Raw genomic sequence first — 19,433 nt, forward strand, 5'->3', positions numbered from 1 at the left:
CAAGGCCCGGCTAACGGTATTGGTTCGTTTTAGCGGCGCTGAGTTCCGAAACGGCGGCGCTCGCGCTCGTCATAGCCGTAGATGGCATCGGCAATGTTGTCAGATGCTCCGCCACTGCCGCCCAGGCCTTTCAGCTCGATCCGGAACAGCAGTCGGGTATCCAGTTCTTCATCGTCGGTCAGGTAATTCTGGTGCACTACCTGCACACTCCAGCAGCAGTTGTTGTATTCCAAGCCGGCCAGGGTACCCACGGTACGGTCCAGTTCCGAATCCCACACCCAGCGGCCGATAGCACTGACCCGGTTGGTGACCGGCAACACGGCACCTACATCGGTCTGTTCAATGTCATCGGGCCGGCTGTAGGTATGGCCCAGCGTTGCCAGGTACCGATAATCCTCGGAATGGAAAATCAGCTGGCTGCGGCCTTCCTCGGTTCTCTGGGTGTCATGGTCCCACAGGCCGGAGCTGCGGATTTCCAGGTTATCAACCGGGTTCAGCACCAGCTCACCGGCCAGCGGCGAGTTACTTCGGTCGGAGGCACCCTGCCCGAACAGGCTCACTTCCCGGTCATCAAAATAGCGCACCTGGCCAATACTGACCCGGGCCCGCTCGGCGCCGGTCAGCAGGTCGTTGAAGCGACTGGTCAGGGCCACGGTCAGCTGGTTGGCATCCCCCACCCGGTCACCGCCGGTGAAGCGATCACGCTGGAACAACTGGTCGAATCGGAAGCTTCTCAGGCCGGTGTCAAAATCCGGGATGTCGTTCTGGTCGGCCTCGGCATCGGCCCAGGCGTAATAAAGCCGGGGCTCCAGGGTCTGGTTATAGGGAATATCGAACAGGCTGGAGCGGCGGTCAAAGTACAGGCCGTTGTCCCACTCGAACACCGGCACCGTGCGATCAAAACTGCTGTTGCCGAGTGTGTAGTCTTCCAGGTCGTAGCGGGTGTAATCCAGGCTCACCGACGGCCGGCTGAAACCCCAGAGCGCGCGCATGGGCAGCGCCAGTTCAGGGATCGCCCGCACCCGCTGGCCATTGGCCCGGTTCAGGCCGGTCAGGTTTTCGTTATCCCGATAGAACCAGGAGTACTGGCTTTCGATGCCCGCCTCGAAGGCCCCCACTTCAGTGGTTCCGGCATACAGCACTTCCGGCAACAGGTTATAGGGTTTGTTGACGTCGGCAATACGTTCGGCAATGGTCTGGTAGCCATTCAGGTAGGCATCAAAATACTGGTTCTGGTCGGAATAACGTACACCACCGCGACGCTGCAGATGAGTCGCCTGGTCAATTTCCAGGGAGCGGTTCAGGTCGCTCAGGTAGTCTTCGTCAGACACCACCGAGTAGTCGCCGTAACCGGTCCAGCCACCGCCGAAGGCTGCCCGGGTCGACAGATCCAGGGCCCAGCGCTGGCCGTCCGCGCCCGGATTCTCGTCTTTGTAGTAGGAATCGTCATCGATGTAGCCCAGCTGCAGCACCGACTCCCCGAACCGGCTCAGATACCGGCCTTCCACTTCGGTAAACAGGCCCCGGCCGTGAATGTACTGGGGCGTGAGTGTGGCGTCGTAGTGGGGCGCCAAGTTCAAGTAATAGGGCAAGGCCAGGAAGGCGCCGCTGCCGGCACTGGACGAGCCGAACTGGGGATACAGAAAACCGGTCTTGCGACGGTCATCAATGGGGAAACTGATGTAAGGCCAGTAGAACACCGGGGCATCCAGCACCTCAAGGCGCACATGCCTGGCGGTACCGAAGCCTTCAGCCTGGTCCAGCTCGATATCCGAGGCAACGATGGCCCAGTCGTTCTGGCCCGGGCCGCAGGTGGTCAGCAGGCCATCGGTAATCAGCACCTGGCTTTCACCAACGCGCGACAGGGACGATGCCTCGCCGCGCATCTCGGATTCGTGCAGCAGGAAGGTAGCCGTGTTGATATCCAGCTGACCGCTTTCGGTGGAGTAGCGAGCGTCTTTACCGGTCAGCAGGAAGCCTTCGCCCCGGCTGACCAGCGGCCCCTGCAGGTTCAGGCTGCCGGAGCGGGTGTCGTATCGTGCCTCGGAGCCGGAGGCCTGGAAGCTGCCCTGGCGCAGCCGCACATCCCCCTGCAGGTACAGCTCCGCATCCAGCTCGTAGCGGGCACTGAGCGCACTGGCCTCCAACGGTGCTTCGGTCTCACCAGCCGGCAGCACTGGCATGGCGCCGCCGGCAGTGCCGGAAGGCAGGTAGCCGCCATCGCAGAAGACCGGCAAAGCAGCCTGTACTTCCGCCGGTAATTGGCTGCGGGGCCGCCAGTCGATCTCGGCCGCACTCGGTGCCTGCTTGCCGACATCCTGGGCCAGGCCAGCTGCCGGTGCCAGGGCCATCGCCAGCAAAAGCCCGCCGCAGAGGGGCTTGAACCATAACAGGTGACGGTAACGGCTGGGCACGACGGCAATATTCCTGTTCCGGATAAATGGCGACTGACACTAAAAACAGCTGCCTAGTTTACACGCGCCCCCCGGGGTTGTTAACGGAAACCCCGCTGCAAATCCGTTTTACCCTCTTTATACTCCTCTGCTAACGTTCCCGGACACCAAAGACAACTCAGGACGCACCCGACAACCATGGATACCCGCCTGCAACTGCTGACCGACTGGGTCAGGCAAATTCCCGGTTTCAACAGCGCCAGCCCGGAACCGGTTTCCGGTGACGCCAGTTTCCGCCGTTACTTCCGGGTTTGGCGGGAAACGCCGGGCCAGCCCCGAACACCGTTTATTGTCATGGATGCTCCGCCGGCACATGAAGACTGCCGGCCCTTCGTCGCCATCGCCGAGCACTGGCACGGCCACGGCGTGCATGTACCGGCCATCGAGGCGCTGGATCTGCAGCAGGGGCTGTTGCTGCTGGAAGATTTCGGTGATCGGCTGATGCTGGCAGAACTGGACGGCGACAGCGCCGACACCCTGTACCGCCAGGCACTGGACGAGCTGGTGCGAATCGGGCAAATGCCACCGCCCGCGAATTATCCGTTGCCAGCCTATGATGACGCCCTGCTGGACCGGGAGATGGCCCTGTTTCCGGACTGGCTGCTGGAACAGCACCTGGAGCTGAAGCTGGACAACCAGGACCGGGCGTTGCTGGAAACCGCCTTCGGCCTGCTGAAAGAAAGCGCCCTGGCCCAGCCGGAAGTGACCGTGCACCGCGACTACCACTCCCGCAACCTGCTGATCCGCCCGGGCCAGGCCGCCCCCGGGGTGATCGACTTCCAGGATGCCGTGACCGGCCCGGTAACCTACGATGCGGTCTCCTTGCTGAAAGACTGCTACGTGCGTTGGCCGGAAGCCGATATCGCTAACTGGCTGGAACATTATCGCCAGGCAAGCCTGGACGCCGGTCTGCACCGGGCCGATGCCGACACCTTCCGGCAGTGGTTTGAGCTGATGGGCATGCAACGGCACCTGAAAGCCGCCGGCATCTTTGCCCGGCTGGCCATCCGGGACGGAAAGGCCGGCTACCTGGCCGACATTCCCAGAACCGTCAGCTACATCCGCGACGCCAGCGCCCGCCAGCCAGCCTTCCGGCACTTCCACGAATGGCTGTGCGAGGTGGTGATTCCCGCCATCGAAGAACGCATTGGCCCGTTGCCGGCTGCGGAGGCCCGCCAGCCGTGAAAGCGATGATCCTGGCGGCAGGCAAAGGCGAGCGCATGCGCCCGCTGACCCTCACCACCCCGAAACCCCTGCTTGAAGCCGGCGGCAAACCGCTGATTGCCTACCACCTGGAAAACCTGCACCGGGCCGGCTTTCGCGACGTGGTCATCAACCACGCCTGGCTCGGGCAACAGATCGAACAGGCCCTGGACACCGGCGAGGCATTCGGCCTCACGATCCGTTATTCACCGGAAGGCGAACCACTGGAAACCGCCGGCGGCATTGTCCGCGCCCTGCCCCTGCTGACCGGCGGCGGGGAAGACTGGTTCCTGGTGATCAACGGCGACATCTGGACAGACTTCCCACTGGCCGAACTGCAACCGCCCGCCACTCCGGATTGCGATGCGCTGCTGGTCGTCACCGACAACCCGGCTCACCATCCTGACGGCGACTTCGCCCTGCAACAGGACGGCACCCTGGCCAGCGAAGGCACGGACAAACTTACCTTCACCGGCATCAGCCTGCTGCACCGGCGGCTGTTTACCGGACTGGACGACAACGCCGGCAAACTGGGGCCTGTGCTTCGCCGCGCCATGGTGGCCGGGCGGGTGCGGGGCCTGCACCATCGCGGCCAGTGGATGGACATAGGTACTCCGGAGCGATTAGCAGAACTGGATCGCAAATTGCGCTGATATCCGTAGCACCCGCGCTGCGAAAAGCCGCGCCAAGCTGGTAGACTTGCCCCATTCCATTCAGCCGACGAATCACCTGATCGAGAGAGCCACGATGAACCCCTATCTGATTGCGCCGTCCATCCTCTCCGCCAACTTTGCCCGGCTGGGCGAAGAAGTTGATAACGTACTTGCCGCCGGCGCCGATGTGGTGCACTTCGATGTCATGGACAACCACTACGTGCCCAACCTGACCATCGGCCCCATGGTGTGCGAAGCCCTGCGCAAGCACGGCGTAACCGCCCCCATCGATGTGCACCTGATGGTATCGCCGGTAGACGACCTGATCCGCATGTTCATCGACGCCGGCGCCAGCTACATCACCTTTCACCCGGAGGCGAGCAAGCACATTGACCGCTCCCTGCAACTGATCCGCGACGGCGGCTGCAAGGCCGGCCTGGTGTTCAACCCAGCCACGCCCCTGAGCTACATGGATTACGTGATGGACAAGCTCGACATGGTGCTGCTGATGTCGGTGAACCCGGGCTTTGGTGGCCAGAAGTTCATCCCCGGCACCCTGGATAAACTCCGGGAAGCCCGCAAGAAAATTGATGCCAGCAACTACAACATCCGGCTGGAAATCGACGGCGGCGTGAAGACCGACAACATCCGGGAAATCGCCGAAGCCGGCGCCGACACCTTCGTGGCCGGTTCCGCCATTTTCAACACGCCGGATTACAAAGCCACCATCGATGCCATGCGCGCCGAGCTGGAACAGGCCCGCAAGGTGATTGGCGGATGAGCCTGAAAGGTCTGTTCAACCCCCGCTGGCCCGGCGTTGCCCTGTTCGACCTGGACGGCACCCTGGTAGACAGCGCGCCAGACCTGGCCGCGGCGGTCGACCAGATGCTGGAACACCTGGGCCGCAAGCCCGCCGGTCTGGAGAAAGTGCGCAACTGGGTCGGCAACGGTGCCGGCATCCTGGTGCGCCGGGCCCTGGCTGACAAAACCGACTGGGAACCCGCGGCACTGAAAGACGAAATCCTTTACAACGACGCGCTTGAAATCTTCTACCACGCCTACGGCCAGATTAACGGCCGCAATGCCGTCGTGTTCGACGGCGTAACCGAGTGCCTGAACCACCTGCGCTGCAAAATGGCCGTGGTGACCAACAAGCCGGACCGATTCGTGGCCCCGCTGCTGAACAAGACCGGGCTGGACCAGTACTTCCGGATCTGGGTGGGCGGCGATACCCTGGAAGTGAAGAAACCGGACCCGGCACCGCTGCTCTACGCCATGGAACAACTGGGCGGCACCCGGGGCACCACCGTGATGGTGGGTGACTCCGCCGCAGACGTTAACGCCGCCCAGGCCGCCGGCATTCCCTGCGTGGCCGTGCGCTATGGTTACAACTTCGGGGGCTCGGTAAACAGCCTCGGTGCCGACGCGGTTGTTGATTCGCTGGCCCAGCTTTTGTAATCTCGCAAGGACGTTTTACTTTGAACACATCATTTCGGGAGATTCCTGCCGTGCAGGGACTGAATCTGACTGCAGCGCGAGGCATCCTGACAACCCGCGCAACACGATGGTGGCGATGGCGCACCGGCTGAGCAAGCCACGGGGCTGATGGCACACGCCTGCATGCCCGCACCACCTGTCACAACGGTGTAACACCGTTCTGACAAAACGCAGATCAGATTTCAGGAAACCGAACCATGACACCCGAGCAATTCCGCGAGCTCGCTGAAGCCGGCTATAACCGCATCCCTGTGTACCGCGAAGTACTGGCGGACCTGGACACTCCCCTCAGCACCTATCTGAAACTGGCCAGCGGGCCCTATTCCTACCTGTTCGAATCGGTACAGGGCGGCGAAAAATGGGGCCGCTACTCCATCATTGGCCTGCCCAGCCAGGAAGTGCTGAAAGTCTTTGACCACCGCATTGAAGTGAGCCGTAACGGCGAAGTGGTCGAGCAGGCGGACGTGGACGACCCGCTGGCATTCGTCGATGAATACCAGCAGCGCTTCAACGCCCCGGACCTGCCGGAACTGCCCCGCTTCAACGGCGGCCTGGTGGGCTACTTCGGCTACGACACCGTGCGCTACATCGAGAAGCGCCTGCGCCACAGCTGCCCGCCCGACAAGATCGGCACGCCGGATATCCTGCTGATGGTGTCCAAGGAACTCGTGGTGTTTGATAACCTGCGCGGCAAGTTGCACCTGATTGTCCACGCAGAGCCATCCGCGAACGGCGCCTACGAACAGGCCCAGGCCCGCCTCGACGAACTTGAAAACCAGCTGCACCGGCAGACTGCCAACGCGCCCCGCACCCCGGAGCACCTGCATGGCAAGCTGATCGATGAAAGCGATTTCTTGTCCGGCTTCAGCCAGGAAAAGTTCGAAGCGGCGGTGAACAAGATCAAGGGCTATGTGCTGGACGGCGACGTGATGCAGACTGTCATCTCCCAGCGCATGTCGATCCCGTTCGAGGCACCGCCCCTGAACCTGTACCGTTCGCTGCGGGTACTGAACCCGTCGCCGTACATGTATTTCCTCGACCTGGGCGACTTCCACATTGTTGGCTCGTCTCCGGAAATCCTGGCCCGGGTAGAAGACGAAGAAGTGACGGTGCGCCCCATCGCCGGCACCCGCAAGCGCGGCGCTACCGAGGCCGAAGACAAGGCGCTGGAAAACGAACTGCTGGCCGACCCGAAAGAAATCGCCGAGCACCTGATGCTGATCGACCTGGGCCGCAACGACGCCGGCCGCGTCTCGGAAACCGGCACGGTAAAGCTCACCGACAAGATGATTGTCGAGCGCTATTCCCACGTGATGCACATTGTCTCCAACGTGACCGGTCGCCTGAAACAGGGCACCAGCTGCCTGGACGTGCTGCGCGCGACCCTGCCCGCCGGCACCCTCAGTGGCGCCCCGAAAATCCGGGCCATGGAAATCATCGACGAGCTGGAGCCGGTGAAGCGCGGCGTTTACGGCGGCGCCGTGGGCTACCTGTCGTTTAACGGCAACATGGACACCGCCATCGCCATCCGCACTGCCGTGATCAAGGACAATACCCTGCACATCCAGGCCGGCGCCGGCGTGGTGGCAGACTCCATTCCCCGCCTCGAATGGAAAGAAACCATGAACAAGGGCCGGGCCATCTTCAAGGCTGTGGCCATGACCTACAACGACTACGACCACTGAGGCGGAGGAACAGATTATGTTGCTGATGATCGATAACTACGATTCCTTCACCTACAACGTGGTGCAGTACCTGGCCGAGCTGGGTGCCGATGTGCAGGTGTACCGCAACGATGAAATCACCATCGAGCAGATCGAGGCCCTGAAGCCCGAGCGGCTGGTAATTTCTCCGGGCCCCTGCACGCCGAATGAAGCCGGCATTTCCATGGAGGCGATCCGCCACTTTGCCGGCAAGCTGCCGATCCTGGGCATTTGCCTGGGCCACCAGTCCATCGGCCAGGTGTTCGGGGGCGACATCATTCGCGCCGGCCAGGTCATGCACGGCAAGGTTTCCCCGGTATATCACAAAGACACCGGCGTGTTCCGGGGCCTGAACAACCCGCTGCAGGCAACCCGTTACCACAGCCTGGTAATCGACAAGGACACCCTTCCCGAGTGTCTGGAAATTACCGCCTGGACCCGCAACGACGACGGTTCCGTTGAAGAAATCATGGGCGTGCGCCACAAGACCCTGCCCATTGAAGGTGTGCAGTTCCACCCCGAGTCGATCATGACCGAACAGGGTCATGAACTGCTGCGCAACTTCCTGAGAACATAATAAAGAGGCCCTCCACATGGATATGAAACAAGCCCTCAGCCGCATCGCCTCCAACCTGGACCTGTCCCGGGAAGAGATGAAGGATGTGATGCGCATCGTGATGAACGGCGAAGCCACCGACGCCCAGATCGGCGCCTTCCTGATGGGCCTGCGCCTTAAGAGCGAAACCATCGACGAAATCACCGGCGCCACCGAAGTGATGCGCGAACTGGCTACCAAGGTGGCAATCAACGCCAGCCCGCTGGTGGACATCGTGGGTACCGGTGGCGATGGTGCCAACCTGTTCAACGTCTCCTCGGCATCCGCCTTTGTAGTGGCCGCCGCCGGCGGTTATGTGGCCAAGCACGGTAACCGCGGCGTGTCCTCCAAGAGCGGCAGCGCCGACCTGATCGAAAAGGCCGGCATCAACCTGGACATGAAACCGGAAGAAGTGGCCCGCTGCGTCGAACAGATCGGCGTCGGCTTCATGTTCGCCCCGGCCCACCACGGTGCCATGAAACACGCCATCGGCCCGCGCCGGGAGCTGGGCTGCCGGACCATCTTCAACATCCTCGGCCCCATGACCAACCCGGCCGGCGTCACCCGCCAGCTGATCGGTGTGTTCACCAGGGAACTGTGCCGCCCGATGGCGGAAGTGATGCAACGTCTGGGCGCGGAACACATCATGGTGGTCTGCTCCAAAGATGGCCTGGATGAAATCAGCCTGGCGACAGTGACTCACGTTGCTGAACTGAAAGACGGCGAAATCACCGAATACGACCTGACCCCGGAAGACCTGGGCATCAAGAGCCAGTCGCTGGTGGGTCTGACGGTAAACGGTGCTGACGAGTCACTGGCGCTGATCAAAGCCGCCTTCGGCCGCAGCCACGACGAAACTACCGAGAAAGCCCGCGACATGATCGCCCTGAACGCCGGCGCGGCTATCTATGTTGCCGGCTTGGCCAAGACCACCAAAGAAGGCGTGGATATGGCGCTGGACGCGATGGGTTCTGGCCTGGCGGCCGGCAAGATGTCTGAGCTGGCTGACTTTTCTCAGTGCTTTTAATCCCGGCCTGTTGAATTCGGTGCCGGACGACCGGCTGGGGAGGGGCGTTCCAAAACACGCCCACAAGTACGTCCCTGTAGGGCTTGACTGCAGCCATCCCTGGCTGCAGACAGTTTTGGAACGCCCCTCCCCAGCCGCTCTCGCAAACTATTTACGGGCCTGCTATGACTGACAGACATTTGGATAAGACTCCCACTATTCTTCGGAAAATCGTTGACCGGAAATGGGAGGAAATTGACGAACGGAAGCCGAAGGTTTCCATTGCTGACCTGAAGGCTATCGCGGGTGACCAAGCCCCGGCACGTGGGTTCGCGAACGCACTGCGGACTCGCATTGAAGCGCAGAAGCCTGCCGTGATCGCCGAGATCAAAAAAGCCTCTCCGAGCAAAGGCATCCTGCGCGATCCGTTTGAACCGGAACGTATTGCCGAGAGCTACGAGAAAGGCGGCGCAGCCTGCTTGTCAGTGCTTACCGACCACGATTTCTTCCAGGGCCATGAAGACTACCTGAAAGCCGCCCGAGCGGCCTGCAGCCTGCCGGTGATCCGCAAGGACTTCATGGTGGCGCCCTACCAGGTGTATGAAAGCCGGGCCATTGGTGCCGACTGCATCCTGCTGATTGCCGCGTGCCTGACCAAGGACCAGATGCAGGAACTGGAAGGCATTGCCAATGAGATCGGGCTGGATGTGCTGGTGGAAGTGCATGATGGCGAGGAGCTGGACGATGCGCTAACCCTGAGCACGCCGTTGGTGGGTATCAACAACCGGAACCTGCACAACTTTGAGGTCTCTCTGGAAACCACCTTTGAACTGCACCACCGTATTGCCAATGACCGACTGACGATTACCGAAAGCGGCATCATGACCCGCGCCGATGTGGAAGCCATGACCAGCCGGGGCATTTACGGGTTCCTGGTGGGGGAATCCTTTATGCGGGCGCCGGAACCCGGGGAGAAATTGCAGGAGCTTTTCTTCCCGGAGGGCTAACCTCACAGTCAGAACAGGCTGGCGGGTACCTTCTGCCAAAATCGTGCGTAGCCAGGGATGGCGGAGCCGAGCGTACAGGGAGGTATTTACAGCGTATTTTGGCAGAAGGTACCCGCCAGCCTGTGCACCCGGATCAACTCTCCGGCTCAGCCAGGGCCTCCTGTAGCAATTCCAGCAGATGCGCGGGCATGCCTTCCGCCAGTTTAAGCGCGGCTTCGTGGGCCCGGGGGCTCATTTTGTCCCAGGTGCGGCGCACGATGCGCAGCCACTTTTCCTTGTCGAAATCCGGATTGTCTTCAAAGAACCCGGCAAAGTACCGTTCCAGAAACACCATGCAGGCCACATCTTCCAGCAGCTGGGTGTCTTCGTCTTCCCGAAGCTTGCGCTTGGTGATGATCGTCTCTACCCGCTCGCATTCTTCCTGCGGGTAGCCGCTTTCCGCCATAATCTCCGCCGCCCGGCGGCCATGCATCCGGCCACAGGCCAGGCGCCATTGATAGTAATTCTTGCGGCCCTCACCATAGTCACTCCGGGGCATGGTCCAGCGCTCCAGGTGCTGGGCCCGGCAGGCAATCTGCATGCGCTCTGAAGGTTCCGGTTCCAGCGCGAACAGCCAGCGGGTCATGTGCAGGCTGTAGGCGTATTCCCTGGGCAGTTGCTGGCCGTCTACCTGCTCAGTATTCGGGTCTGCCTGATTGGCCCGGTCGATGGCTTCCAGTGTGTTCATCAAGGTTTGTTGCGTCATACCATGTCCTGTTGCTGATCCTGACCGGGTTGTGGCTTTGTTGGGCAATCCTGGCTGCTGGCATCAAGCCTGGGCCGAAGGCCGGGCCTTGATGCGGTCGAACCAGGCCTGCAGGTTGGTCTGCTCCGGCTTGATACGGATATTCACCACCCGGGCGAAGGCTACGGTGGTGAAGGCATTGATGTCGGCCGCGGTAAAGCGGTCGCAGCAGATGTAATCCTTGCCTTCCAGGTGCTTGTTCAGGAAGTGCATGAACTTTTCCACGCCCTGCCCGCATTCTTCGCCCCATTCCTTGATGGGGTTCATCCGGTCCTTGAAGTAGCCGGTGGTGTGCTGGAAACACATGCCGGTGGGCATGAAGAAATAGAACTCCAGCCAGCGCAGCCACTGCTCTACCTGAGCTTTCTCGGCGGCAGTCTCGCCCATCAGTTTCGGGGTATCCGGGTAGGCTTCCTCAAAATAGCGGCAGATGGCCATGGTTTCGGCAATGCAGGTGCCGTCGTCCAGTTCCATCACCGGGACTTTCTTCATGGGGTTTCGGGCCACGAATTCCGGCGTCAGGTTTTCGCCTTTCTGGATATCTATCTCAATAAATTCCGCCTTGTCCAGCAGGCCTTTCTCGGCCATGAACATACGCACGCGGCGGGGGTTGGGTGCAGTCCGGGTTTCGAAAATCTTCATCTTGTTATTGGCTCCCTGGCAGAAAAACGGGCTTTGAATACAGCAGGTTGACCGGAAAAAACGGTTGCGTCAAGAAACTATCGGGTGCCGGGTATCCAGTCACCCATTTGCCGGATTACCCACTCCGGCTCATCCAGCGGCAGGTCGTGGCCGGCATCCGGGTGCAGCTTCAGGGTCCAGCACCAGCGCCGTTCCAGTTCGGCACTGCAGTACCAGCTGGCAATCCGGTCGCCCTTGCTGGCCAGTATCAGGGCATCGGCCATCGGGCGCTTTTCCAGGGGTTTGAAACGGGCAGCCGCCAGCAACTGGTTGCGGGCGTTGGTGAACGAGACCGGGCGCTGGCGCTGGATGCTGCACCAGGCCTTGCACAGGCTCAGGGGAATATCCCGGTTGGAGGTCAGGCGCAGGATGTCCCGTTCCCGATGGAACAGTTCACGGCGAACCAGTAAACGCAGGATCTTCGGCCAGGCCGCCGGCTGCATTCGCTGCCAGGGCCGGCTGAAACCGGAACTGGTGTTGATCAGCACCAGGCGCTGTAATTCCCCGGGCTCGGCATGCTGGGCCCAGTCCAGGGCCACCATGCCGCCCATAGACAACGCCAGGATGCTGAACGGCCGGGGAATATGGCTCAGCTGCCGGCACACCTGCTCGCGAATAGCGCGCACTGTGGCCGGGCTGGCTTCCCGGTAATGGATGCCCGTGCCGGGCAGGTCCACCAGGTGGAAATGCTGGCCCGGAAAGGCCGCACGCAAACGCTCGGGAAAGTCGCCCCAGTGTGCCCGTTCCCGGGTAAGACCCCGCAGGAGGATCCAGTGCATGTTATCGGTTATCCCTGTACCAGTGCATGATGGCGGCTTCCCTGAGCATGGACTCTTCATCGCCCTCCGGCAACCAGTTCCGGTAACTGGCGGCCGCATTCACCAGGAAGTCCATCCAGCTCAGATGGCTGCGCAATACCCGCTGATGGCGGTGAGGCACCAGAGGGTTGAATAACCCGTCCAGCCGCAGCAGCTGGCGCGGGCGCTTGCGCACCCATTTCCAGGAGCCCATTTCCAGGGTCAGGGGCAGGAACACCCCGTCACTGCTGCGGTTGACCTGCTTGTAGAAGTAATCCCACAGGTCACCGTGAGTCAGGTAATGCGCCGACTGGGGTTCGAAACGATAGTGGTGATTGGGGTAAGCCTGTTCCCAGATCAGCTTGAGGGCCATCACCGACCCGATGCGGCGCATGGGCCGGCGGCGATAGGCATAGGGAAACCAGATCTGGTCCTGCCAGCCGAAACCGGAGTGGCAGTCCAGCGCCACGCTGAAGGGCCGGCCCGGCAGCAGGTCCTGAATCACCGCTTCCAGTGCAAGGTTCTCCGGCTCCATGCCCTGCTCCGGATCGCCGGTGTACCAGGGCATTCGCGGCGACAGGCGCTGGCCACCCAGCAGGAAGGCGCTCTGGTCCTGGGCGGTAATCGGCGCGTTGCGCATCAGGTCGACACCGTTGGGATTGCCCCGCTGGTTCAGGTACATACCGCCGGGGTTCAGGATCGGCAGCAGGGTGATGCGGACTTTCTCCAGCAAGGCGTTCAGGTGGTCATCCCAACCGAGCCGGGCCAGGAAGGAATCGAGCCAGGCCATCACCACCTGGCTACCAATGCGCTCTAAGCCGTGAACTCCGCCGACAATCAGCACCGCCGGCACATCGTCCCGGGTGGAACCAAGGTCCACCCGGTAGATGGGCAAGTGCAGATCCCGCACGGCAACCTCGCCGGCGACGGTGGTGGCGACCTGTTCGGGGGCTTCGGCCAGCTGTCGCTCCAGCTGCACCAGTTCCGGCAGGAAGCTGCGCAACAGGCGCTTCTGGTTGCGGTCGCGGCCGGCCTGTTGTTCGGGAATGGCACTGTGGGGGGTGAGGGCCCGCAATTCGGTCATGGCTGGTCTCTCTGCAGCATCGACCTGTCAGGGTAGACGGCAAATGCTGCAGAAATTTGACCGGACGGGCCGGGGAAGAGAGTTACAGGTTGTCGGTCGTCGCCGGGAACGCCTTGATCACCTCACCGTTGCCGGTTTCCAGCAGCAATTCACCCTGGCGACCGATGCGGCCATCCACCACCTGCCCCAGCAATTCCAGGTACTTGCGCTCCTGGTTCATCAGCGACGGCGCGCAGGCCATCATGGTGCTGCCCAGGGTACTGAACGACAATCCATCATCACTCAAACGGTAGTTGCCCATAAACCGGTTGCAGGATGCACGCCCGGCGACCCGGCCATTGCCCAGGAACTGCAAGGTAACCATGGAGCGGTCGATCAGCCCGGCACCGGCCAGGTCTTCTACCACCCACTGCACACCCCGGAACAGCCGCTCCCGGTCGCCGCCACAGCCTTCAAAGCTGTTGCCGTCCAGGGTCAGCCGGATCTGGGACGGATACTGGCGTTTGTCCAGGCCCACTTCACACAGCTGGTGTGCCACCCGCACTTCCAGCGACTGCGCTTCGGTTTTCGCTTCAAACGTCCGGCCGTGTCGATTGGCCAGGGTTTCGGTCAGCCAGATCTCGTTCAGCGCTTGCTGCTGGTACGGCGGGGTCAGGGTCATCCGGTTGTTCTCGATCAGCGCCGACCAGTCCGGGTCGGCACCGATGGCCTCAAACCGGGATTCTATCGCGCCCGGTTCCAGGCATTCCGGCAGCAGATCACCCTTGAGTGTCAGCGTTGCCCGCTTGCCTTCGGCCAGGAAGCGGGTGGAGGTATCGCCCGGAGCCACGTAGAGGGCACCGGTGTCGGTGGGGGACGGTTTCAGCAATACGCGGCGGTCCAGATAATCAAGGCCCAGAAGCTGGCCATCTTCAGCCGGGGCAACCCGGATATCCAGCTGGCCGCAGCGATAACTGCCATAGTCCGACAGGGCCAGGGTTTTGGGTTGGGAAGCGCAGGCTGCCAGTACAAGGCTGCAGCCGGCAAGAATGGTCAGCGAAAAAATTCGTCCCTTAAACATCACAACATCCTATTTTGGTCCAGACTCCGGGGCGCTAGTCTAAAGATTCCGGGCCATTTTCACCATGCCCAGTCACACGGAACCGGCCTGTTGTGGTACCGGGGCCGCACAGGGTAACCTTGCGCCATCTATTTCAGGGGAATCATCACCATGGCCGTGAAACTCTACCAATTCTGCATCTCCCACTATTCCGAAAAGGTTCGCTGGGCCCTGGATTACAAGGACATCAAGTACCAGCCGGTCAACCTGCTACCCGGGCAGCACAGCAGAACCATCAAGAAGCTTACCCGGGCCGGGTCCTCGGTGCCGGTGCTGGACCACGATGGCCAGATTATCCAGGGCTCTTCAGAGATCCTGGACTACCTGGATAAAACTTTCCCGGAACCCGCCCTGATGCCCGAAGACCCGGCCCTGCAGGAACAGGTTCGCAGCTGGGAGACAAAGCTGGACGAACTGGCTGGCGCGGCCATCCGCACCTGGGTCTACCACTACTTCCTGCAACGGCCGAAGGTAGTGGTGCCGCTGCTGGCTGCCGGCACACCGTTCTACAACCGCATCCTGCTCAGCCTGGCCTTCAGCCGGGTGGACGAGATCATGCGCAACTGGATGAAGATTAACCAGAAGACCGCCGATGCCGCGCAGGAAACCCTGGAGCAACTGATTACCGAACTGGCAGAGGTGTACGAGCAGCAGCCGTACCTGGTGGGTGACCGGTTCACCCGGGCTGACCTGACCGCTGCAGCGCTGCTGGCCCCGCTGTTCCAGCCCGAACAATATCCCGTGCCCTGGCCCAGGCCGGCAAAGATCCCGAAACCGGTGCAGGCCTGGCTGGCAGACTGGCGCCCGAAACTGGAGCCGGTGGTGCAGGTGTACCACAAGCACCGCTAACCCCGGGGCGATTGGCCGAAAAGGCCACCTCCGCTGTCGCAACAGGACAGTGCATTTATTGTTGGTTATGCCAAGATAAAACCTGAATAAAAACAAAACAGGTTTCCCATGGCATTACTCGACATGATGCGGGCCGTACTGGAAGACAGCGGCCTGCTGGCACTCTGGCACACACTGGCCCCGTGGCTGGCCCTGGATGAGCGGCAGCTGATTTTCATGGTGGCCACCCCCATCTTTATCGGTATTACCTTCTGGGAGTACCGGAAAATCCGTCACGATCCGAAACTGATGGATACCATGGCCGCAATCCGGAATACATTGACCGCAACTACGGCGGCACCCTGATCATCTGGGACCGGCTGTTCGGCACCTTTGCCCCGGAAAACGATGCCAATCCACCGGAGTACGGCATCACCCGGCAAATCCATTCCACCAACCTGATTGTGCTCTGGACCCACGAATATGTGGACATGTTCCGCGACATGAGCCGCCCGGGCGGTCTACTCTCCCGTCTCGGACATTTGTGGCGACCACCGGAGTGGCAGCGCCCGACCATCAGCAACAGCGAACAACCGGGCACCCTGCATGAGCGAAACCACCCTGAACCTGACCGCCACTGACGGACACCGGATAACCGGCACCCTTTTTTGCCCGGACACCCCCTGCGCGGCTTTAGTGATCAGCCACGGCATGGCCGAGCACGGCAACCGCTATGCCGGCCTGGCCCGCTGGCTGGGTACTCAGGGCGTGGCGGTGGTCACCTACCACCACCGGGGCCATGGCCCGGACTGCCGTCCGGAAGACCTGGGCCACTACGCAGACCACCAGGGCTGGCAGAAAGTGGTGGACGATCTCGGCCTGGTGGTGGATCACATCCGCCAGCAGTTCCCGCAGCGGCCGGTCACCCTGCTGGGCCACAGCATGGGGTCGTTCATCGCCCAGAGCTATGCTGCGCAGCACGGTGACAAGCTCGACACACTGGCGCTCAGTGCCACCAACCGCATTCACAAACCCCGGCTGCGGGCGTCCGCCGCACTGGTCTGGCTGATCCGTCTGCTGCGCGGCCGCCGGCACCACAGCAAACTCATAAGCGCCATGACCTTCGGCCAGTTCAACCGGCACTTCCGCCCTAACCGTACCGACTGCGACTGGCTCAGCCGGGACCCGCAACAAGTGGACCGCTACCGGGCAGATCCGCTGTGCGGGTTCGAGTGCAGCGCCGGCCTGTGGCATGATTTCATCACTGGTATGCTTGGCATCAATCCCGGACAATGGCCGCAGGATCTTCCGGTACACCTGTTTGCCGGCACCGATGACCCGGTGGGCGAGATGGGCAAGGGTATCCGCCAGCACTTCCGGGCGATCCGCGAAGCCGGCATCCAGAAGGTGACCTTCCGGCTGTTTGACGGAGGCCGCCACGAGATGCTGAATGAACTCAATGCCGAGGACGTATGGCAACACCTTCTGCAATGTATTCCGGTTTGGGAAAACGCCTGCACCGAGCCCTTGCCGGCCTGATCGGCATTGCCCTGCTTGTTTTCCAGTCTGCAGCCCTCGCAGAAACGGCCACCCTGGCGGTAGCCGCCAACTTCACCGGCACCATGAACCGGCTGGCGCCGTTGTTCGAACAACAGACCGGTCACCAGTTGCGCATCAGCTACGGCTCTACCGGCAAACTCTATGCCCAGATCCGCCATCGCGCGCCGTTTGATGCCTTTATGGCAGCTGACCAGGAACGACCGCAGTTACTGGAACAACAGGGGCTGGCGGTCGCCGGCACAGGATTTGACTATGCCGAGGGCCGGCTGGCGCTTTGGAGCAGAACCCCCGATCTGTTTACCGATGGCACGGCCTGGCTGGCCCGACAACCCGAGCGGCTGGCCATCGGCAACCCGAAAACCGCCCCTTACGGCATCGCTGCCATGGAAGTGCTGCAGAATCTCGGGCTCGCACAAGCCCTCCGCCCCGCGCTGGTCAGCGGCGACTCCATTGCCCAGACCTTCCAGTTTGTCGCCACCGGCAATGCCGTCGCAGGGTTTGTAGCACTGGCCCAAACGCGGGCATGGAAGGAGGAAGGCTCCCTGTGGCTGGTACCGAATGATCTGCATACGCCCATCCGGCAACAGGCTGTTTTGCTGGGCCACGGCGAGGATAACCCGGCGGCCCGGGCGTGGATGTTGTTTCTCGCCAGCGAACCGGCACAGGCGATCATCCGTGAAGACGGCTACGATATTCCTGAACAGCCCAACCACTGAACTGGCGGAGACTTCATGAGCCCGGAATGGCAGGCCGTCTGGCTAACCCTGAAACTGGCAGGCATCACCACCGCACTGCTGCTGGTGATTGGCACGCCCATCGCCTGGTGGCTGGCCCGCACCGGGCACTGGCTGCGCCAGCCGGTTTCGGCCGTGGTTGCACTGCCACTGGTGCTGCCACCCACGGTGCTGGGTTTTTACCTGCTGATCGTTATGGGCCCGGACGGTGCCCTGGGCCGCCTGATGGAGAACCTCGGGCTGGGACTCCTGCCCTTTACCTTCGAAGGCCTGGTGCTGGCGTCGGTTATCTATTCCCTCCCATTTACCGTCCAGCCCTTGCAAACTGCTTTCCTGACCATCAACCAGAGCCTGCTGGAGACCGCCGCCACCTTGCGGGCTTCACCCCGGGATCGTTTTTTCTCGGTTGTGATTCCGCTGGCGCGACCGGGCTTTCTGACCGCCGCGGTGCTGACCTTTGCCCACACTGTGGGTGAATTCGGGGTGGTGCTGATGATTGGCGGCAACATTCCGGGAGAAACCAAAGTACTCTCGGTCGCCATCTTCGACCATGTGGAAGCCCTTGAGTACACCCAGGCCCACTGGCTGTCTGCCGGCATGGTGGCGTTTTCCTTTGTGGTGCTGGTCAGCCTGTACGCCCTGAATGGCCGCTACCAGCCGGGAGTGGTGAAATGACCGGTACCGTCAACGCCTGCCTCCGGTGCCAGCTGGGGGACTTCACCCTGGATGTAGACCTGACCCTGCCCGGCTCCGGGATAACCGCGATCTTCGGCCACTCCGGGTGCGGCAAGACCACCCTGCTGCGCTGCATCGCCGGCCTGCAGCCTGCCGAGGGTCACCTGAGCGTGCTGGGCGAACCCTGGCAGGCCGGAAAGCTCAGCCGGCCCGTGCACCACCGGCCCCTGGCCTATGTGTTCCAGGAAACCAACCTGTTTCCCCACCTGTCGGTGCGTAAAAACCTGCTGTACGGATACCGGCGGGTGCCCAAAGCCCACCGGAAAATTGAACCTGAACAGGTGCACCAGTGGCTCGGCCTGTCGCCCCTGCTGGAGCGGATGCCGGCCGGGTTATCCGGCGGGGAGCGCCAGCGGGTGGCCATCGGCCGGGCCCTGCTCACCAGCCCCCGACTGCTGCTGATGGACGAGCCGCTGACGGCCCTGGACCAGCAGAGCAAACAGGACATCCTGCCGTACCTGGAACGGCTGCGGGACAGCCTGGAGCTGCCGGTGCTCTACGTATCCCACTCCACCGCCGAGGTGGCCCGGCTGGCAGATCATATCGTGATGATGGATCAGGGCCGGGTGGTTGCCCAGGGCCCGCTGCAGGAAACCCTGGCCCGCACCGATCACCCGTTCCGGCTGGAAGAAAATGCAGGGGTTATTCTGGAAGGCAAGATTATCGAGGTGGATACCCGCTGGCACCTGTGCCGGCTGGCGTTCGATGGCGGCGAACTCTGGGTGCGCCACCATGATCACCTGAGTGAGGGAATGACTGTGCGGGTACAGGTACTGGCCCGGGATATCAGCCTTGCCCTGGAGGAAAATCCGGATCAGAGCATCCAGAACCTGTTACCGGCCTGTATCGACCAGATTGATACCGAGGTAACCCCCGGCACCAGCCTGGTACGCCTGGGAGCCGGGCCAACCGCTTTCCTGGCCCGCCTGACCACCCGCTCCCTGCACCAGCTGCAACTGGAGCAGGGCCAGCAGGTTTGGATGCAGATTAAATCCGTCGCCCTGATGGACTGAC

20 protein-coding genes are annotated in these 19,433 nt (G+C 61.8%); 14 read left to right on the plus strand and 6 right to left on the minus strand.

Annotated features, from left to right (window positions below; genetic code table 11):
- Positions 1-29: 29 nt before the first annotated feature.
- Positions 30-2,351 carry an LPS-assembly protein LptD gene (locus tag Q668_RS04565; protein ID WP_036219234.1) on the minus strand — a complete coding sequence of 774 codons (2,322 nt, stop codon included), beginning with the start codon at positions 2,349-2,351 and terminating at the stop codon, positions 30-32.
- Positions 2,352-2,591: 240 nt separating this feature from the next.
- Here Q668_RS04565 and Q668_RS04570 point away from each other — a divergent pair, with 240 nt between their 5' ends.
- From Q668_RS04570 to trpC, 8 genes are all read left to right on the plus strand, one after another.
- Positions 2,592-3,638: an aminoglycoside phosphotransferase family protein gene (locus tag Q668_RS04570; protein WP_022988431.1), complete on the plus strand. Its 1,047-nt coding sequence runs from the start codon at positions 2,592-2,594 to the stop codon at positions 3,636-3,638.
- Entirely contained in the window at positions 3,635-4,309 is a 675-nt protein-coding gene (gene murU / locus Q668_RS04575; protein ID WP_022988432.1) for an N-acetylmuramate alpha-1-phosphate uridylyltransferase MurU, read from the plus strand. Before Q668_RS04570 ends, murU begins: the two co-directional genes overlap by 4 nt.
- Positions 4,310-4,403: 94 nt before the next feature.
- The gene (gene rpe, locus Q668_RS04580) at positions 4,404-5,090 is read left to right on the plus strand and encodes a ribulose-phosphate 3-epimerase (protein WP_022988433.1); all 687 of its coding nucleotides are present in this window, start codon (positions 4,404-4,406) and stop codon (positions 5,088-5,090) included.
- Positions 5,087-5,767, plus strand: a complete 681-nt coding sequence (locus Q668_RS04585; RefSeq protein WP_022988434.1) for a phosphoglycolate phosphatase — start codon at positions 5,087-5,089, stop codon at positions 5,765-5,767. The genes rpe and Q668_RS04585 overlap by 4 nt, the downstream gene beginning before the upstream one ends.
- Before the next feature lie 236 nt (positions 5,768-6,003).
- Positions 6,004-7,491 (plus strand): anthranilate synthase component I, encoded by a 1,488-nt coding sequence (gene trpE / locus Q668_RS04590; RefSeq protein ID WP_022988435.1) that lies wholly within the window; start codon positions 6,004-6,006, stop codon positions 7,489-7,491.
- Between the two features lie 16 nt (positions 7,492-7,507).
- The gene (locus Q668_RS04595) at positions 7,508-8,086 is read left to right on the plus strand and encodes an aminodeoxychorismate/anthranilate synthase component II (RefSeq protein WP_022988436.1); all 579 of its coding nucleotides are present in this window, start codon (positions 7,508-7,510) and stop codon (positions 8,084-8,086) included.
- A 16-nt stretch (positions 8,087-8,102) separates the two neighbouring features.
- Positions 8,103-9,131: an anthranilate phosphoribosyltransferase gene (gene trpD, locus Q668_RS04600; protein WP_022988437.1), complete on the plus strand. Its 1,029-nt coding sequence runs from the start codon at positions 8,103-8,105 to the stop codon at positions 9,129-9,131.
- Between the two features lie 164 nt (positions 9,132-9,295).
- Positions 9,296-10,117 (plus strand): indole-3-glycerol phosphate synthase TrpC, encoded by an 822-nt coding sequence (gene trpC / locus Q668_RS04605; protein ID WP_036219150.1) that lies wholly within the window; start codon positions 9,296-9,298, stop codon positions 10,115-10,117.
- Positions 10,118-10,250: 133 nt separating this feature from the next.
- On the opposite strand, the gene Q668_RS04610 is transcribed toward trpC, so the two are convergent.
- From Q668_RS04610 to Q668_RS04630, 5 genes are all read right to left on the minus strand, one after another.
- Entirely contained in the window at positions 10,251-10,862 is a 612-nt protein-coding gene (locus tag Q668_RS04610) for a DUF4202 domain-containing protein (protein ID WP_022988439.1), read from the minus strand.
- A gap of 63 nt (positions 10,863-10,925) precedes the next feature.
- Complete coding sequence (locus Q668_RS04615; protein ID WP_022988440.1) at positions 10,926-11,543, minus strand: glutathione S-transferase family protein; 618 nt, start codon at positions 11,541-11,543, stop codon at positions 10,926-10,928.
- A gap of 77 nt (positions 11,544-11,620) precedes the next feature.
- Positions 11,621-12,361, minus strand: coding sequence for an alpha/beta fold hydrolase (locus Q668_RS04620; RefSeq protein WP_022988441.1), 741 nt, complete (start codon positions 12,359-12,361; stop codon positions 11,621-11,623).
- A gap of 1 nt (position 12,362) precedes the next feature.
- A complete protein-coding gene (locus tag Q668_RS04625) occupies positions 12,363-13,463 on the minus strand; it encodes a M14 family zinc carboxypeptidase (RefSeq protein ID WP_022988442.1) in 1,101 nt (366 codons plus the stop codon).
- A gap of 82 nt (positions 13,464-13,545) precedes the next feature.
- On the minus strand, positions 13,546-14,523 hold the full coding sequence (locus Q668_RS04630; RefSeq protein ID WP_022988443.1) for an META domain-containing protein: 978 nt from the start codon (positions 14,521-14,523) through the stop codon (positions 13,546-13,548).
- Positions 14,524-14,673: 150 nt separating this feature from the next.
- Here Q668_RS04630 and Q668_RS04635 point away from each other — a divergent pair, with 150 nt between their 5' ends.
- The 6 genes from Q668_RS04635 (at position 14,674) to modC (ending at position 19,432) form a co-directional block, all read left to right on the plus strand.
- Positions 14,674-15,411, plus strand: coding sequence for a glutathione S-transferase family protein (locus Q668_RS04635; RefSeq protein ID WP_022988444.1), 738 nt, complete (start codon positions 14,674-14,676; stop codon positions 15,409-15,411).
- A 108-nt stretch (positions 15,412-15,519) separates the two neighbouring features.
- Entirely contained in the window at positions 15,520-15,756 is a 237-nt protein-coding gene (locus Q668_RS17420) for a hypothetical protein (protein ID WP_227498281.1), read from the plus strand.
- 240 nt (positions 15,757-15,996) lie between these two features.
- Positions 15,997-16,929 carry an alpha/beta hydrolase gene (locus tag Q668_RS04645; protein WP_022988446.1) on the plus strand — a complete coding sequence of 311 codons (933 nt, stop codon included), beginning with the start codon at positions 15,997-15,999 and terminating at the stop codon, positions 16,927-16,929.
- Positions 16,863-17,666: a molybdate ABC transporter substrate-binding protein gene (gene modA / locus Q668_RS04650; protein WP_036219152.1), complete on the plus strand. Its 804-nt coding sequence runs from the start codon at positions 16,863-16,865 to the stop codon at positions 17,664-17,666. The genes Q668_RS04645 and modA overlap by 67 nt, the downstream gene beginning before the upstream one ends.
- A 15-nt stretch (positions 17,667-17,681) precedes the next feature.
- Positions 17,682-18,359, plus strand: coding sequence for a molybdate ABC transporter permease subunit (gene modB / locus Q668_RS04655; protein ID WP_022988448.1), 678 nt, complete (start codon positions 17,682-17,684; stop codon positions 18,357-18,359).
- A complete protein-coding gene (gene modC / locus Q668_RS04660) occupies positions 18,356-19,432 on the plus strand; it encodes a molybdenum ABC transporter ATP-binding protein (RefSeq protein ID WP_022988449.1) in 1,077 nt (358 codons plus the stop codon). Before modB ends, modC begins: the two co-directional genes overlap by 4 nt.
- Position 19,433: the final 1 nt, after the last annotated feature.

It is taken from the genome of Marinobacter sp. ES-1, from assembly GCF_000475255.1.
Taxonomy (GTDB): domain Bacteria; phylum Pseudomonadota; class Gammaproteobacteria; order Pseudomonadales; family Oleiphilaceae; genus Marinobacter; species Marinobacter vinifirmus.